16 protein-coding genes and 2 tRNA genes are annotated in these 13,905 nt (G+C 69.6%); 8 read left to right on the top strand and 10 right to left on the bottom strand.

Annotation, left to right across the window (positions count from 1 at the left end; genetic code table 11):
• Positions 1–113 precede the first annotated feature (113 nt).
• On the bottom strand, positions 114–962 hold the full coding sequence (locus tag QQX04_RS06025; RefSeq protein ID WP_301127212.1) for a hypothetical protein: 849 nt from the start codon (positions 960–962) through the stop codon (positions 114–116).
• Between the two features lie 225 nt (positions 963–1,187).
• Between QQX04_RS06025 and QQX04_RS06020 the strand changes: the two genes are divergently transcribed.
• The 5 genes from QQX04_RS06020 (at position 1,188) to fabF (ending at position 5,958) form a co-directional block, all read left to right on the top strand.
• On the top strand, positions 1,188–2,357 hold the full coding sequence (locus QQX04_RS06020) for a PucR family transcriptional regulator (RefSeq protein ID WP_301127211.1): 1,170 nt from the start codon (positions 1,188–1,190) through the stop codon (positions 2,355–2,357).
• 77 nt (positions 2,358–2,434) lie between these two features.
• A complete protein-coding gene (locus QQX04_RS06015; protein ID WP_301127210.1) occupies positions 2,435–3,349 on the top strand; it encodes an ACP S-malonyltransferase in 915 nt (304 codons plus the stop codon).
• A 5-nt stretch (positions 3,350–3,354) separates the two neighbouring features.
• On the top strand, positions 3,355–4,347 hold the full coding sequence (locus tag QQX04_RS06010; protein ID WP_301127680.1) for a beta-ketoacyl-ACP synthase III: 993 nt from the start codon (positions 3,355–3,357) through the stop codon (positions 4,345–4,347).
• Between the two features lie 75 nt (positions 4,348–4,422).
• Positions 4,423–4,671 carry an acyl carrier protein gene (locus tag QQX04_RS06005; protein WP_301127208.1) on the top strand — a complete coding sequence of 83 codons (249 nt, stop codon included), beginning with the start codon at positions 4,423–4,425 and terminating at the stop codon, positions 4,669–4,671.
• Positions 4,672–4,722: 51 nt separating this feature from the next.
• On the top strand, positions 4,723–5,958 hold the full coding sequence (fabF, locus tag QQX04_RS06000; protein WP_301127206.1) for a beta-ketoacyl-ACP synthase II: 1,236 nt from the start codon (positions 4,723–4,725) through the stop codon (positions 5,956–5,958).
• Between the two features lie 66 nt (positions 5,959–6,024).
• Here the strand turns inward: fabF and QQX04_RS05995 are convergent, their stop codons facing one another.
• Positions 6,025–6,390, bottom strand: a complete 366-nt coding sequence (locus QQX04_RS05995) for a nuclear transport factor 2 family protein (RefSeq protein WP_301127204.1) — start codon at positions 6,388–6,390, stop codon at positions 6,025–6,027.
• Positions 6,390–6,887 (bottom strand): DUF3145 domain-containing protein, encoded by a 498-nt coding sequence (locus tag QQX04_RS05990; protein WP_301127202.1) that lies wholly within the window; start codon positions 6,885–6,887, stop codon positions 6,390–6,392. The genes QQX04_RS05995 and QQX04_RS05990 overlap by 1 nt, the downstream gene beginning before the upstream one ends.
• Positions 6,888–7,043: 156 nt before the next feature.
• Here QQX04_RS05990 and QQX04_RS05985 point away from each other — a divergent pair, with 156 nt between their 5' ends.
• Positions 7,044–7,694, top strand: a complete 651-nt coding sequence (locus tag QQX04_RS05985) for an NAD(P)H-hydrate epimerase (RefSeq protein ID WP_301127201.1) — start codon at positions 7,044–7,046, stop codon at positions 7,692–7,694.
• 34 nt (positions 7,695–7,728) lie between these two features.
• Here the strand turns inward: QQX04_RS05985 and def are convergent, their stop codons facing one another.
• Entirely contained in the window at positions 7,729–8,226 is a 498-nt protein-coding gene (def, locus tag QQX04_RS05980; RefSeq protein ID WP_301127200.1) for a peptide deformylase, read from the bottom strand.
• A gap of 42 nt (positions 8,227–8,268) precedes the next feature.
• Here def and QQX04_RS05975 point away from each other — a divergent pair, with 42 nt between their 5' ends.
• Entirely contained in the window at positions 8,269–9,150 is an 882-nt protein-coding gene (locus QQX04_RS05975) for an NAD(P)H-hydrate dehydratase (RefSeq protein WP_301127198.1), read from the top strand.
• Positions 9,151–9,168: 18 nt separating this feature from the next.
• Here QQX04_RS05975 and QQX04_RS05970 read toward each other — a convergent pair whose 3' ends face one another.
• The gene (locus QQX04_RS05970; RefSeq protein ID WP_301127196.1) at positions 9,169–9,465 is read right to left on the bottom strand and encodes a DUF1905 domain-containing protein; all 297 of its coding nucleotides are present in this window, start codon (positions 9,463–9,465) and stop codon (positions 9,169–9,171) included.
• A gap of 166 nt (positions 9,466–9,631) precedes the next feature.
• Positions 9,632–9,707 (bottom strand) — tRNA-Asn (locus QQX04_RS05965).
• 129 nt (positions 9,708–9,836) lie between these two features.
• Here QQX04_RS05965 and QQX04_RS05960 point away from each other — a divergent pair.
• Positions 9,837–9,910 (top strand) — tRNA-Ile (locus QQX04_RS05960).
• 240 nt (positions 9,911–10,150) lie between these two features.
• On the opposite strand, the gene phnE (QQX04_RS05955) is transcribed toward QQX04_RS05960, so the two are convergent.
• From phnE (QQX04_RS05955) to phnD, 4 genes are all read right to left on the bottom strand, one after another.
• Entirely contained in the window at positions 10,151–11,035 is an 885-nt protein-coding gene (gene phnE, locus QQX04_RS05955) for a phosphonate ABC transporter, permease protein PhnE (RefSeq protein ID WP_301127194.1), read from the bottom strand.
• Complete coding sequence (gene phnE, locus QQX04_RS05950) at positions 11,032–11,838, bottom strand: phosphonate ABC transporter, permease protein PhnE (RefSeq protein ID WP_301127192.1); 807 nt, start codon at positions 11,836–11,838, stop codon at positions 11,032–11,034. Before phnE (QQX04_RS05950) ends, phnE (QQX04_RS05955) begins: the two co-directional genes overlap by 4 nt.
• Entirely contained in the window at positions 11,835–12,605 is a 771-nt protein-coding gene (phnC, locus tag QQX04_RS05945) for a phosphonate ABC transporter ATP-binding protein (RefSeq protein ID WP_301127190.1), read from the bottom strand. The genes phnE (QQX04_RS05950) and phnC overlap by 4 nt, the downstream gene beginning before the upstream one ends.
• Positions 12,606–12,690: 85 nt before the next feature.
• Entirely contained in the window at positions 12,691–13,725 is a 1,035-nt protein-coding gene (gene phnD, locus QQX04_RS05940) for a phosphate/phosphite/phosphonate ABC transporter substrate-binding protein (protein WP_301127189.1), read from the bottom strand.
• Positions 13,726–13,905 lie beyond the last annotated feature (180 nt).

Genomic DNA, 13,905 nt, shown 5'->3' with positions numbered 1-13,905 from the left:
CGTCACACCTCGGGAGCCCCGTCAGCGCACAGCGCGGCGGGGCTCCCGTCGTAGGTGCCCGTGCACTCCCGCGTCACCATGCGTCCGGAGCGCCGTTCCCACCTGCGGTGCGCTCAGTCGCCCTCGTCGAGCTCAGGCCAGACTCCCGAAGGCGCGCTCTCCGCGTCGCCCGGCCCGTGCGCTGCCCGCTCGTACGCGTCGGCGTCGCGGATCGAGCTGCGCACATCCCAGGTGAGCACCAGGAGCGCGAGCGCCACCGCAGCGAGGCCCGCCCACAGGCTCAGCAGCAACCATCCGCTGAGCGGCGTCTCCGGCGCGACGCGCAGATACAGGTCGGTCTCGCACGACCCCTGCCTCGCGTCGAGCGTGCCGACGGCCCGGTACACGCCGCTGAAGGGGACGCCGAAGCGGTCGTAGAACGCCGACATGCGGCGCTGCACCAGCTCGGTCCCTGAGAGCTCGGTGACCTGCTCCGTGTTCTCGTAGGCGCCCTCCCAGAGCGTGATGTCGAAACCCCCCACGCGCAGGCCGATGCTTGTCGCCGCGTCCGTGAGCACAGTCTGCGACCCTGCCTCCCAGGCGATCCACCCGTCGGGCGCGACCTCGAACGGATCGAGCGCCGTCGTGTCGGACGGCGATACCGGCTCCCTCTCGAGGTTCGAGGTCGCCGTGAGCGTGCATCCGTCGGCGATCGCCCCGCCCTGCGTCGCCGCGGAGGCGCCGGTGACGGCCACCGAGGCGGCGACTCCAGCGACCACTGTGACCACGAGCATCCTGCGCCGTGCGAGCGACGGGCGCTGGGTCAGCAACAGGCCTCCCAGCAGCACGCCGACGGCCGAGGCACCCCAGACGAGCACCCGCTCGGCGGGGTACACGCCGAGCACGCTGAGCAACGCGACGCCGGTCAGCGCGAGCAGCAGACCCAGGGTCGCGCCCACCCAGGGCTTGGGCCGCGCTCGCATCGCACCACCTCCGTCAGAGCCCACGCTAGACGGACGACGGCGGTGCCGCACCCGATGCGTCCCGAGGACAGGCGACCGGACCTCCAGACTTGGTGGTTTCCACAGCATCCTGGGGAAAGCGCAGTCCCCAGACCAGGCACTTCGTGTCACCCGCCACAAGTTTTCCCCCCAAATGGGGGGCACCGACTTGTGGGGTCCGCACAAGTCGGGTCTAGGATCGTCGTCATGTCCTCGACCGATCCCCGTGCGGAGACGCTGCGCCGGCTGAGGGCAGGCAGCGGACAGCTCGCCACCGCAGCGCTCAAGTCTCTCGACGCCGACTATCACTGGTTCCGCGAGCTTCCCGCGCGCGAGCGCTCCTGGGTGGGAATCGTCGCCCAGGCGGGCATCGACTCCTTCGTCACGTGGTTCGCCGACAGGTCCGAGACGACCCGGTCCGCCATGGAGGTGTTCGCCGCGGCGCCGCCCGAGCTGACGCGTGTGATCTCGCTCCAGCACGCCCTCGCGATCGTGCGCACCGCGGTGAAGGTCGTGGAGGGCCACGCCGACGACTTCGCCGCACCCGGCGCGGAGCAGCTTCTCCGCGAGGCTGTGCTGCGCTACTCGCGCGAGATCGCCTTCTCGGCCGCCGAGGTCTATGCGCGCGCCGCCGAGTCCCGCGGCGCATGGGACGCCAGGATCGAGGCGCTCGTGGTCGACGCCCTGGTGCGCGGAGAGGTGGATGACGCGATCCCGTCCCGCGCTGCAGCTCTGGGTTGGAAGCCGGGACCCACCCTCGTCATGGTCGGCACCACGGGCAGCACTCTGGGTGAGGTCGAGTCCGCGGAGGTGCGCCGCGCGATCCGGCGTGCCGCGGGGAACGCGCTCGTGGGCATCCACGGCGACGACCTCGTGGTGGTCGCACGGTCGGATGAGGACCACGAGGCGATCGCGCAGCAGCTGCTCCAGGTGTTCGGTCCCGGCCCCGTGGTGCTCGGGCCTCCCGCGGCGACGCTCCAGGAGGTCGCGCGCGCGACGCGCGCGGCGATCGCGGGAGCGACTGCCGCTCCCGCATGGGCGCTCGCGCCGCGCCCGGTGCACGCCGACGACCTCCTCCCCGAGCGCGTGCTCGTCGGCGATCCGCACGCGCGCGACCGGCTGCTGGACGTGGCGTACGACCCGATCCAACGTGCCGGGGGGTCCCTGCAGGAGACCGTCGCCACCTTCCTGGACTGCGGGAGGTCTCTCGAGCTCACGGCGCGCACCATGTTCGTGCACGCGAACACCGTGCGGTATCGCCTCAAGAAGGTCGCCGAGATCACCGGGTGGGATGTCCTGCACACGCGCGACGCCCATGTGCTTCACACCGCGCTCGCTCTCGGGCGCCTTCGTGAGTCCACCCCGCCATCCTTGTAGGACATCCACAAAACATTGCGCCGCTTTCTTCGTCGCGCCTGAACTTCGAGACCCCGAAAGTGGGGCACGCTAGAGGCATGCTTGCTGTTCTGTGCCCCGGTCAGGGCGCCCAAACGCCCGGAATGCTCCTTCCTTGGCTCGAGCTAGACTCGGTCGCTCAGAGGCTTCACGCTTTGTCGAATGCCACAGAGGTCGACCTGATCGCGCACGGCACCACGTCCGACGCTGACACGATCCGCGACACCGCGATCGCGCAGCCCCTGCTCGTCGCGACCGCGATCGCCACCGGCCGGGAGGCCCTCGCGGGGCTCACGCCTGGAGTCGTCGCGGGCCACAGCGTGGGCGAGTTCGCCGCGGCCGCACTTGCGGGCACGCTCGCCGACGCCGACGCCGTCTCGCTCGTGACCGTCCGCGGCCGGGCCATGGCCCAGGCAGCCGCACAGTCCGAGCCCACCTCGATGGCAGCCGTGCTCGGTGGCGTCGCTGAGGAGGTCGCCGAGAAGCTCGAGTCGCTCGGTCTCACCCCCGCGAACGCCAACGGCGGCGGCCAGGTCGTCGCCGCCGGCGCGAAGTCCGCGATCGATGCCCTCGTCGCGGAGCCGCCCGCCCGCGCTCGCGTCGTCGAGCTCCAGGTCGCCGGCGCCTTCCACACCTCGTACATGGCGCCGGCTGTCGAAATCCTCGCCGACGCCGCCTCAGGCGTGGCCCGCACCCGCCCGACGGCCACCCTCCTGTCCAACGCCGACGGCACCGCCGTCGACTCCGGCGACGAGGTGCTCGCGCGCCTGGTGTCGCAGGTCGCAAGCCCCGTGCGCTGGGATCTGTGCATGGAGCGGATGCTCGAGCTCGGAGTGACGGGCATCCTTGAGGTAGCGCCCGGCGGGGTCCTCACCGGTCTCGCCAAGCGCGGCATGAAGGGCGTCCCGGCAGTCGCCCTCAAGACGCCAGACGATCTGCCGGCCGCACGAGAGCTGCTGGAGGCGCACGCGTGACCACCATGAACGTCCGTCGAGGACCCGAGTACACCCGCATCCTCGGCCTCGGCGTCGCCCGCGGCGAGAACGCCGTCCCCAACGATGACCTGATCGAGCCGATCAACTCCTCCGACGAGTGGATCCGCAAGATGACGGGCATCGTGACGCGCGTGCGCGCGGACCAGGACACCTCGGTGCTCGACCTCTCGGAACGGGCCGCACGCGACGCGATCGCACAGGCCGGCATCGACCCGTCCGAGATCGATGCCGTCATCCTGTCGACCATCTCCTACCCCCACATCACTCCCGGTGGCGCACCGATCCTCGCCGACCGCCTCGGCGCGACGCACGCTGCGGCGTTCGACATCTCCGCCGCATGCGCGGGCTACTGCTACGGCATCGGGCAGGGCGACGCGCTCGTCCGCTCGGGCGCCTCCAAGTACACGCTCGTGATCGGCGCGGAGAAGCTCAGCGACTGGGTGGACCCGGCCGACCGCTCCATCTCCTACCTGCTCGGCGACGGTGCAGGCGCCGTGGTGATCGGCGCGTCCGACACGCCTGGCATCGGCCCGACGGTGTGGGGTTCGGAAGGCGACGGTGCGAACCTGATCTACCAGACGTCGTCCTGGCTCGACATCCGCGACGACCGCGAGACACCGTTCCCCACGCTCCGACAGGAGGGGCCGAGCGTCTTCAAGTGGGCCTCGTTCAAGATGCCCAAGATCGCACTCGAGGCGATCGAGGCGGCGGGCGTCACCCCGGCAGACATCAAGGCCTTCATCCCCCACCAGGCGAACGTCAGGATCATCGACCAGATGGTCAAGCAGATCGGGCTCCCGAAGCACGTCGCGATCGCCAAGGACATCGTCGACTCGGGCAACACGTCCGCCGCATCGATCCCGTTGGCCACCGAGCGCCTGCTGCGCGACGGCGACGCCAAGTCGGGCGATCTGGCGCTCCAGATCGGCTTCGGCGCCGGTCTGGTCTACGCCGCGCAGGTCATCGCCCTGCCGTAGAGCGCCACCACTAGTCTTCAAGAGTTCACCCACGAGCACGGTGCCGCCCCGGCACCGACGAACAAGGAGAGAAACATGGCTCTGTCTGAGAACGAGGTCCTTGAGGGCCTGGCCGAGATCGTCGTCGACGAGACCGGCATCGACGCCGCCGAGGTCACGCTCGAGAAGTCGTTCACCGACGACCTCGACATCGACTCGCTGTCGATGATGACCATCGTCACCCTCGCCGAGGAGAAGTTCGACGTCCGCATCCCCGACGAGGACGTCAAGAACCTGGTCACCGTCGGCGACGCCGTCACCTACATCACGGGCGCGCAGGCCTGACCTTCAGGCTCTGACGCACCGCACCGCAGTTCCCCACCAGAAAGGCACACCATGACCGTCGTCGTCACCGGACTCGGCACGACGTCCCCGCTCGGCGGGGACGTGGCCAGCACCTGGGAGGCCGCGCTCGCCGGACGCTCCGGCGTGCGCACGCTCGACAACGACTGGGCCGAGAAGTACGGGGTTCCCGTCCACTTCGCAGGCCAGCTCGCGGTGCGCCCCGAGGAGGTCCTGAGCCGTCCGGAGACCAAGCGCATGGACCCGTCGGCCCAGATGGCCATCGTGGCGGCGCGCGAAGCCTGGGCCGACGCGGGCTCGCCCGAGGTCGACTCGGAGCGTCTCGGCTCGATCGTCTCCTCGGGCATCGGCGGGGTGTGGACGCTGCTCTCGGCATGGGACACGGTGAAGGAGAAGGGCGCAGGCCGCGTGCTTCCCCTCACCGTGCCCATGCTGATGCCCAACTCCCCCACGGCCTACGTGTCGCTCGAGTTCAAGGCACGCGCGGGCGCACACTCCCCCGTCTCGGCGTGCGCATCCGGCGCCGAGGCGATCGGCATGGGACTCGAGATGATCGAGTCGGGCCGTGCCGACATCGTGATCGCAGGAGGAACCGAGGCGGCGATCCACCCGCTCCCCATCTCCGCGTTCGCGTCCATGCAGGCGCTGTCCAAGCGCAACGACGATCCGGCCGGGGCCTCGCGTCCCTACGATGTGAGCCGCGACGGCTTCGTCCTGGGCGAGGGCGCCGGCGTCGTCATCCTCGAGTCCGAGGAGCACGCCAAGGCACGTGGCGCCCGCATCTACGCGCGCCTCATGGGCCGCGGCATGACCGCCGACGCGCATCACATCGCGGCGCCCGAGCCCAACGGCGCCGGCCAGACGCGTGCCATGGAGCTCGCGCTCGAGTCCTCCGGCCTCACCACTGCCGACGTGGTGCACGTCAACGCACACGCCACGTCCACCCCCGTCGGCGACATGATCGAGGCGCGTGGCATCCGCGCACTGCTCGGCTCCCACGCGGACGACGTGCTGCTCTCCGCCACGAAGTCGATGACCGGCCACCTGCTCGGTGGTGCCGGAGCGCTCGAGTCGGTCTTCACCGTGAAGGCGCTCGAGACCCGCACGGCTCCCCCCACGATCAACGTGACCGAGCCGGACCCGGAGCTCCAGGTGGACCTGGTGCGCGACACGCCGCGCGCCCTTCCTGCTGAGGGAGACCTCGCCGCGATCAACAACTCCTTCGGATTCGGCGGCCACAACGTGGCGCTGGTGTTCACCACCGTCTGATCCGACATACGCCGTAGGGCCGGACCCCGGCGGGGTCCGGCCCTACGGCTGTCCGGGCAGCCGCGGCTACAGCGCGACAGGCGTGCCCTGGTGAAAGCTCAGCCGCCACCGGTCGGTGCGCGTCCATACGGAGCTCCGGTGTGCGGCTCCCCGCGAACCGTGCGCCGGCATGGAGGTGTACCTCACGAGCGCCCCGTGCTCGCACACGCCCTGGACATGGAAGTCCGTGAGGGGAAGCACCACGTCGATCTCCTGGAACGGTGTTCCGACGATCTCCTCGCGTGCCCAGATGCGTCCCGACTGGCCGATCTCCACGAACTCCGGTGCGAGCACCGCTTCCATGTAGGCGCGGTCGAAGCGCGTCTCAGGCCGCCACATGGCCTCCTCCATCGCCTGGAGGAGCAGCACGTCGTCCCGAGGGATCTCCACCATCACCCCACGCGGTGCAGCCAGCGCACTGGCGCGCCGTGGCCGGCGTAGCGGAACGGCTCGAGCTCCTCATCCCACGCGCTCCCCAGGGCGAGGTTCATCGCGCGCGAGAAGTCGGCCGCGGTACCGCCGGCCTCCATGACCGAGCGGATGCGGTCCTCAGGGACCACGATGTTGCCGTGCACGTCGGTGACCGCGTGGAAGATGCCGAGCGAAGGAGTGTGCATCCAGCGCCCGCCGTCGCAGCCGAAGGACGGGTCCTCGGTCACCTCGTAGCGGACGTGCTCCCACCCGCGCAGGGCGGAGGCGAGCGAGGCCCCGGTGCCGGGGCGCCCCTGCCACGCGACCTCCGCACGGAACATGCGATGGCCGGCGGGCTGATCGGTCCACTCGAAATGGGCGCGCGGACCCAGCACTCCCTGCGCCGCCCACTCGATGTGCGGGCACATCGCGCGTGTGGCCGAGTGCACGAAAAGAACACCACGGGTGATGGCAGCCATGACCCTTCCTTCCTGTGAGGTGCGTCTTCCCCTACGACCTCGAAGGCGATCCGGCTGAACCGGGTGTGTCTCTATCGTGCCCCAATACCGGGAGAAATGCCAGCAAGCCCCGCAGTGGCTCGCAGACGCGCCGCACGGGTGTGCGACTCTGAGGGCATGGCCATCACCGACGAGCCGCTCTCCGCAGCACAGATCCGTGACGCCGAGGACTGGACGATGATGACGGTCCCTGAGTCAGATCTGATGGATCGGGCAGCCGTGGAGGTCGCCGGCGAGTGCCTTCGACTCCTCGAGTCGCGTGAGGCAGGCGTGGAGGGCGCGGCGGTCGTCGTGCTCGCAGGCAGCGGCAACAACGGTGGCGACGCGCTTCTCGCGGGGGCGCTGCTCGCTGAGGCCGGGGCGCTCGTGAGGGTGGTGCCCTGCACGGATCGGCTGCACGAGCGTGGAGCGGCCAGGCTGAGCGCCGCGGGCGGCGTCCGGACCGAGGCGTCGGCCGGTCCCGTGCTGGTCGCGGGGGCGGACCTGATCATCGACGGCATCGTGGGCCTGGGGGGACGACCCGGGCTTCGCGAGCCGGCCCTCTCGCTGGTGCCTCTGATCCCGCGCTCGGTTCCGGTCGTGTCGGTCGACCTGCCGAGCGGGCTCGAGGCCGACTCACCCACGGCCGACGCACCGCACGTGCGCGCGACGTCCACTGTGACGTTCACGGCTCCCAAGCGGTGCCTGTTGGAGCAACCGGCCGCCGCTGCGGCTGGGAACGTCGTGATCGCCGACGTAGGGATCGACCTGGGGTGGCGCAGCGCCTGAGGGGCATCCGCAGCCGGGCGTCAGAGGTGACGGATCAGGCCTTCTCGAGCGACTCGCGCAGCTCGCGCATCGCCTTCTTGCGCACGCCCTTCTCAAGCCGGTCCAGGTACAGCTTCCCGTCCAGGTGGTCGCACTCGTGGTTGATGAGGCGCGCCCAGATCTCCTCACCCTCGACCACGACCACGTTGCCGTCGAGGTCGGTGCCCTCCGCACGCGCGAACGCCGGGCGCTCGCACGGGTACCAGAGACCGGGGACCGAGAGGCAGCCCTCCTCCCCCAGCTCCTGCAGCTCGTCGGAGTTCTCGGTGATGACCGGGTTGAGGATGTAGCCGATGTCCCCGTCGATGTTCCATGAGAACGCCCGCAGGCTCACGCCGATCTGCGGCGCCGCAAGGCCCGCACGGCCCTCGTAGTCCACCGTCTCGAGGAGGTCTTCGACGAGAGTTCGCACCTTGTCGTCGATCTCGGTGATGGGGTCGCAGGGCGTACGCAGCACAGGGTCGCCTGTGACTCGGATCTCTCGCATGGCCATGCCGCTATTCTTCCACGACTCGGGCTGTGCCAGGCTGGGCATATGGGCACAGAGCGCAACGTCGATCTTGCGATGGTCGCGTCGCTGTGGCGCCGACCCGTTCCTGACGACGACAAGTACTCACGAGGGGTCGTCGGCGTGGTCGCGGGATCCGACGCCTACCCCGGCGCAGCGGTGCTCTGCGTCTCGGGCGCGGCGCGTGCCGGCGCGGGGATGGTGCGCTACGTGGGCCCGCGCCGAGCCCAGGATCTGGTGCTCGCCGCGCGGCCCGAGACAGTGGTCCATGCAGATTCCGACGCCATCGACCGGCTGCCGCGTGCCTCCGCCTGGACGATGGGCTCCGGCGTTGCCGATCAGCCCGGCCAGGACGCCGTCATCGGCGCGGTGCTCGACAGCGGCGCGCCCTGCGTCGTCGACGCGGGAGCCCTGCAGGACCTCGCGAGGGCACGACAGGCCGGCTACCGCGCCACCCCGCCCGACCGCGTCCTCATGACCCCGCACGAGGGTGAGCTGATCCGCGCGTTGGCCGCGATCGGGCACGACGTGACTCGGGCCGACCTGCAGGCGGACCGCGAGGGTCATGCACGGCTGCTCGCCGAGACGACTCGCGCGACGGTGCTCCTCAAGGGGTCGCAGACCGTCGTCGTCGCGCCGGGTGGGCAGACGCGCACGCTCCCGATGGCGACCCCCTGGCTCGCGACCGCCGGTTCCGGCGACGTCCTGGCAGGTATCGCTGGCGCGCTCCTCGCCTCGGGGCTCGACGCAGCGGACGCAGGCGTCTGCGCCGCGTGGGTGCACGCGAGGGCGGCGGCGCTCGCCTCAGGCGACGACCCCGAGCGGCCCGACGGCTCTGGCGGCCCCGTGACTGCCCTGGACGTCGCCGTGGCCATTCCTCGGGCCGTCCGGCTCCTGAAGTCCGCCTGACGACCGCTCAGCCGGCGTTCAGACGGTCTCCACGCGCAGGGTGACGGTCTCGGGCGGCTTCACGCCCTCCGCGTCCAGCACCGCGCGTTTCACCGGCACGATGTACGTGCCGCGATCCTTCGACGGGAAGATGCTCGTGCGCCACACCGTCTCACCGAGCGTGACCTCCACCTTGACGGCGCCGAAGCCGCGCCGAGGCCCACGCTGCGCGTCCTCGATGGCGTCCGCCGCATCGTGCGGCAGGTCCGCGAAGACCCAGGTCTGCTGACGCGCCTCCCAGAGGTAGAGGTCAGCGTCGAAGGTGAAGTGCGCCATCGCTCGAACGTACACCGAGCGTCGGACACTGCATGCGGCAAGACGGAAGCGGCCGAGCGTCGCACAGAGATGGCGACGCCGCAGGAACCGCGTTCCCGGTGACGCATGCCATAGAGAAGCAGAAAGGCCTCCCACCCGCGTTTCCGCTGGTAGAAGGCCTTCTGTGTGGCTCCCCCGACTGGACTCGAACCAGTAACCTGCCGATTAACAGTCGGCTGCTCTGCCAATTGAGCTACGGAGGATCGCGCTGTAGAACTCTACACGATCCCAGAGGCTGGTTTGAACCACTTTCGACTCTTGAGCCTCCGAAAGTGACAGAGGCCACGGTCGCGGGGCCGCTAGGCTGTGTGGCGCGTCGCGGCGCGACGCACGGGCCAGTAGCTCAGCCGGTTAGAGCAGTGGACTCATAATCCATCGGTCGCGGGTTCAAGTCCCGCCTGGCCCACCCCCATCCGTCTCCGACAGTGCGAACCATCCCGGATCCGACACGCCGCAGAGAGACCACCCGTCCGCGGACACGCCGACGCGAAGCCGCCCGGATTGGTTCGCAGTGTCGGGTGAACCTGCCGCGAGGCGGCGCCAGCCCCGACCCGAGACACACCCGAGGCAGCGCGACCCCAAACCCACACGCACGTGAGGCGCGGCCCCGGTCTCCCGGTTCCGCGCCTCACGTCGTTCGGGAGCGTCAGAGTCCGACGGGCTCCGTGTCGATGTCCTTGTCCGTCTTGCCGGTGCCCGCGATGATGCGGTGCCGGACCGCGCCCGAGACCGAGTCGACGACCACGGTGACCACGATGATCACGAACAGCAGGATGCCGATGAAGTCCCACTCGCGGTAGCGGAACGCCTGCGAGAGGACCGATCCGATACCGCCCGCGCCGATCACACCGAGGATCGCCGAGGCACGGATGTTGATCTCGAAGCGGTACAGCCAGAAGGCCAGCACCTCGGGCAGCACCTGCGACCAGTACGTCCAGCGCAGGATCGCGCTGCGAGGCGCTCCCGCAGCGCGCGCCGCCTCCACGGGTCCAGGATCGATGCCCTCGAGCGCCTCCGCCGTCAGCTTGCCGAGCGTGCCGACCGCGCCGATGCCGAGCGCCAGCGCGCCCGCGTTCGGGCCGAAGCCGAAGATCGGCAGCAGCAGGATGATCGCGAAGATCAGCTCAGGGAGCGTGCGGATCGCGTTCAGGATCACTCGCGTCACCTGCACCAGAGCGGGGTGCGAGACGTTGCGCGCCGCGAGGAATCCCATCGGGATGGAGATCGCGGCGCCGATCATCGTGCCGATCCACGCCATCGAGATGGACTCGAGCATGCCGTTGAAGGCCTGCACCCAGTACTCGCTGTAAGGCTCGGAGAACGGGTTCTGCACGATGCCGCGCAGCATCAGGTAGAAGTACCGCCCGCCCTCGGTGAAGATATCCGGGAACTTGGACCACTGGGCGTTGGAGAAGAAGCCTCCGCCGATCACGAGGACGACGAGGACGATCGCGCCGATCGTGGCGCGGGCCTTGCCCGGCTCCTGCGGGCGTGCGGTGCGCGTCGTGGACGCGGTGGTCTCGGCGCTCACACGAGCCTCCTTCGCAGGTACTGGGACAGCTGGTCGATCAGCAGCACCACGAGGAACATGCTGATGACGATCGCCGAGACGTTCTCGTAGTTGAACCGCGCGAACTGCACCTGGATCAGGTAGCCGATACCGCCACCGCCCGCATATCCGATGACGACCGACGAGCGGATGTTGAGCTCGAAGATGTACAGCGCGTACGAGAGGAAGTTCGGCAGGATCTGCGGCTGCACGGCCCAGCGGGCGCGCGAGAAGGTGCCGTTGCCTGCAGCGTCCGCCGCCTCGAGCGGGCCCGGGTCGACCGCGTCGATCGTCTCCGACGTGAGCTTCGCGGCGATGCCGATGTTGAAGATGAACAGGGCGAGGATTCCCGCGAGCGAACCGACGCCGACAAGTGCGACGAAGATCAGCACGTACGCCACGTCGGGCAGGGAGCGCAGCACCGACAGGAACCACTTGGTGAGCCGGTACAGCCTCGTGGACCTGTTGGTCACGTTCGACGCCATGTAGGCGAAGATGAGGCCCACGGCGACGCCGAAGAAGCTCGCGACGATCGCGATGGAGATGGTCTCGAGCCACGCGGTCCACGCGTTGTCCAGGTAGCCCCAGTTGGGCCGCAGGAACTGCTCGACGACGACCCAGCCGTTCGCGAAGTTCTCGAACAGCGGGCCGAGCGTGAAGTCGATCTCCCAGGCCGCCCACACGGTGATGGCGGCGGTGACCGCCAAGCCCGCGATCAGGAACCGGCTGGGCGCCGGCTTCTTGGGACGTGCGACCCCGGCGGGGGCAGGTGACGCGACCGTCATGCCTGCCCCGGCAGCACGTCGTCCGCGGTGAGCGAGCGGCCGTAGATGTCCTCGAAGACCGAGTCGTCCGCCTCGGCGCCGGTGCCGTCGAACACGACCTTGCCGGCACGCATGCCGATCACGCGGTCGCCGAACTGCCGGGCGAGGTCCAGGAAGTGAAGGTTCACGAGCGTCGTGATGCCCAGGTCACGGTTGATGCGCTGCAGGTCCTTCATGACCATCTGTGCCGTGGGCGGGTCGAGCGAGGCGACGGGCTCGTCGGCCAGCATCACCTTGGGGTCCTGCGCGAGCGCACGCGCGATCGCGACGCGCTGCTGCTGGCCTCCCGAGAGCTGCGAGGCGCGGGTCCATGCCTTCTCGACGATGCCGACGCGCTCGAGCGACTGGTAGGCGCGCTCCTTCTCCTCCGCCGTCCAGGCGCCGAAGAGCGACCGGTACAGCGGGATGTCGTGCATCTGGCCGACCATCACGTTGTTCATCACGGAGGTGCGCTTCACCAGGTTGAACGACTGGAAGATCATGCCGATGTCGGAGCGGACCTCGCGCAGCTTGCGGTCGGAGGCGCCTGCGACCTCGACGCCGTCCACCACGAGGCTGCCGTCGGTGACGGGCACGAGCCCGTTGATGGTGCGGATGAGCGTCGACTTTCCGGCGCCGGAGAGTCCCACGACGACCACGAACTGGCCGTCAGGGATGGTGAGGGAGACGTTGTCGAGTCCGACGACGCCGTTGGGGTAGCGGACGGTGACGTCCTTGAGCTCGATCATGTTCCTTGCCTACCAGGGGAATGGCACCGGCGGCCAGCCACGGGAGCTGGCCGCCGGTGCGGATGTCCTTCGGAGTGCTTCTGGCTTACTCGGAGCCGAAGTTCGCGTAGGTCGAGGCGACGATGCCCTCGAAGGCGCCGAGGTTCGCGGCCTCGAGGCCCTCGATCTCGTAGACGGCGTCGAGAGCGGCGAGGCCCTCGTCGGTGCCGGCGAGCGCGAGGAGCGCGTCGGTCAGGGTCTGCTGGGCGTCGGCCGACAGCTCGCCGTTGAGGACCACACCGTCGTTCGGGATGTTCTCGGTGTAGGCGAAGACGACGACCTGCTCGCCGACGTCGGAGAACTCCTCTGCGAGGTTGCCGCGGGCGTCGTTGTAGGACAGGCCGATGGTGGCGTCACCGTCGTACACGGCCTGGACGGCCTGCGGGTGACCGCCTGCGAAGGTGCCGTTCGGGAACCCGGTGATCGGGTCCTCGATGCCGAGCAGGCCGCTCAGCTGCGTGGCCGGGAAGTAGTAGCCCGACGCGGAGGTGGCGTCGACCCACGCGATCGAGGCGTCGGCCGGGACGAGCGCGAGCGCGTCCTCACCCTGCGGGCCGGAGTAGCCGGTGGCGCCGTTGCAGTACGAGTAGTTGATGCCCTCGTCGTCGGCCTCGGTGGTGACGTCGTCGAGGCAGTACGTGTCGGGGTCGTTGGTGAACCACTGGCCGACGTACTCGGACGAGCCGTAGCGGACGGCCTGCAGCACGATCTCGGCGCCAGCCTCCTCGTGGGCCTGCCACATGGCGATCGGGCCGAGGAAGCCGATGTCGGCCTGGCCGGTCTGGAGCGCGACGACGACGGCGTTGTAGCTGTCGGGCACGAAGACCTCGACGGGGATGCCGATCTCGTCGGACAGCGCGGCGGCGAGCGCCTCACCGTCGGTCGTGATCTGCTCCACGTCGTCCGACGGGACGAGCGCGAGGGTGAGCGAGTCGGGCAGGTCAGCGCCGGCCTCGGTGTCGGTCGTGGGGGCGGCCGAGTCGGTGGCCTCGGTGTCGCCGCCGGACGAGCAGGCGGCCAGGAGCAGCGCGCTGGCGCCGACGAGTGCCGGGACCGCAAAGCGCTTGGGGAACTGAATCACGTTTCTACCTCTGCATCTTCTTCGAAATGCGCGCAACCCCCCCGGGCGGCGGCAGTCGCTGGGCGACCCCTCGACGCTATCCGACGATGTTGCTCTCGCTAACAACACGGGCGAGATTTAACGTGACGGTTACCTGGCCTTCACCGAATCGTGTCCGAACCGGCCAAGCGGCGCGATTCG

The sequence above is a fragment of the Demequina zhanjiangensis genome, from assembly GCF_030418315.1.
Taxonomy (GTDB): Bacteria; Actinomycetota; Actinomycetes; order Actinomycetales; family Demequinaceae; genus Demequina; species Demequina zhanjiangensis.
This window is presented reverse-complemented; position numbering and strand designations above follow the sequence as displayed.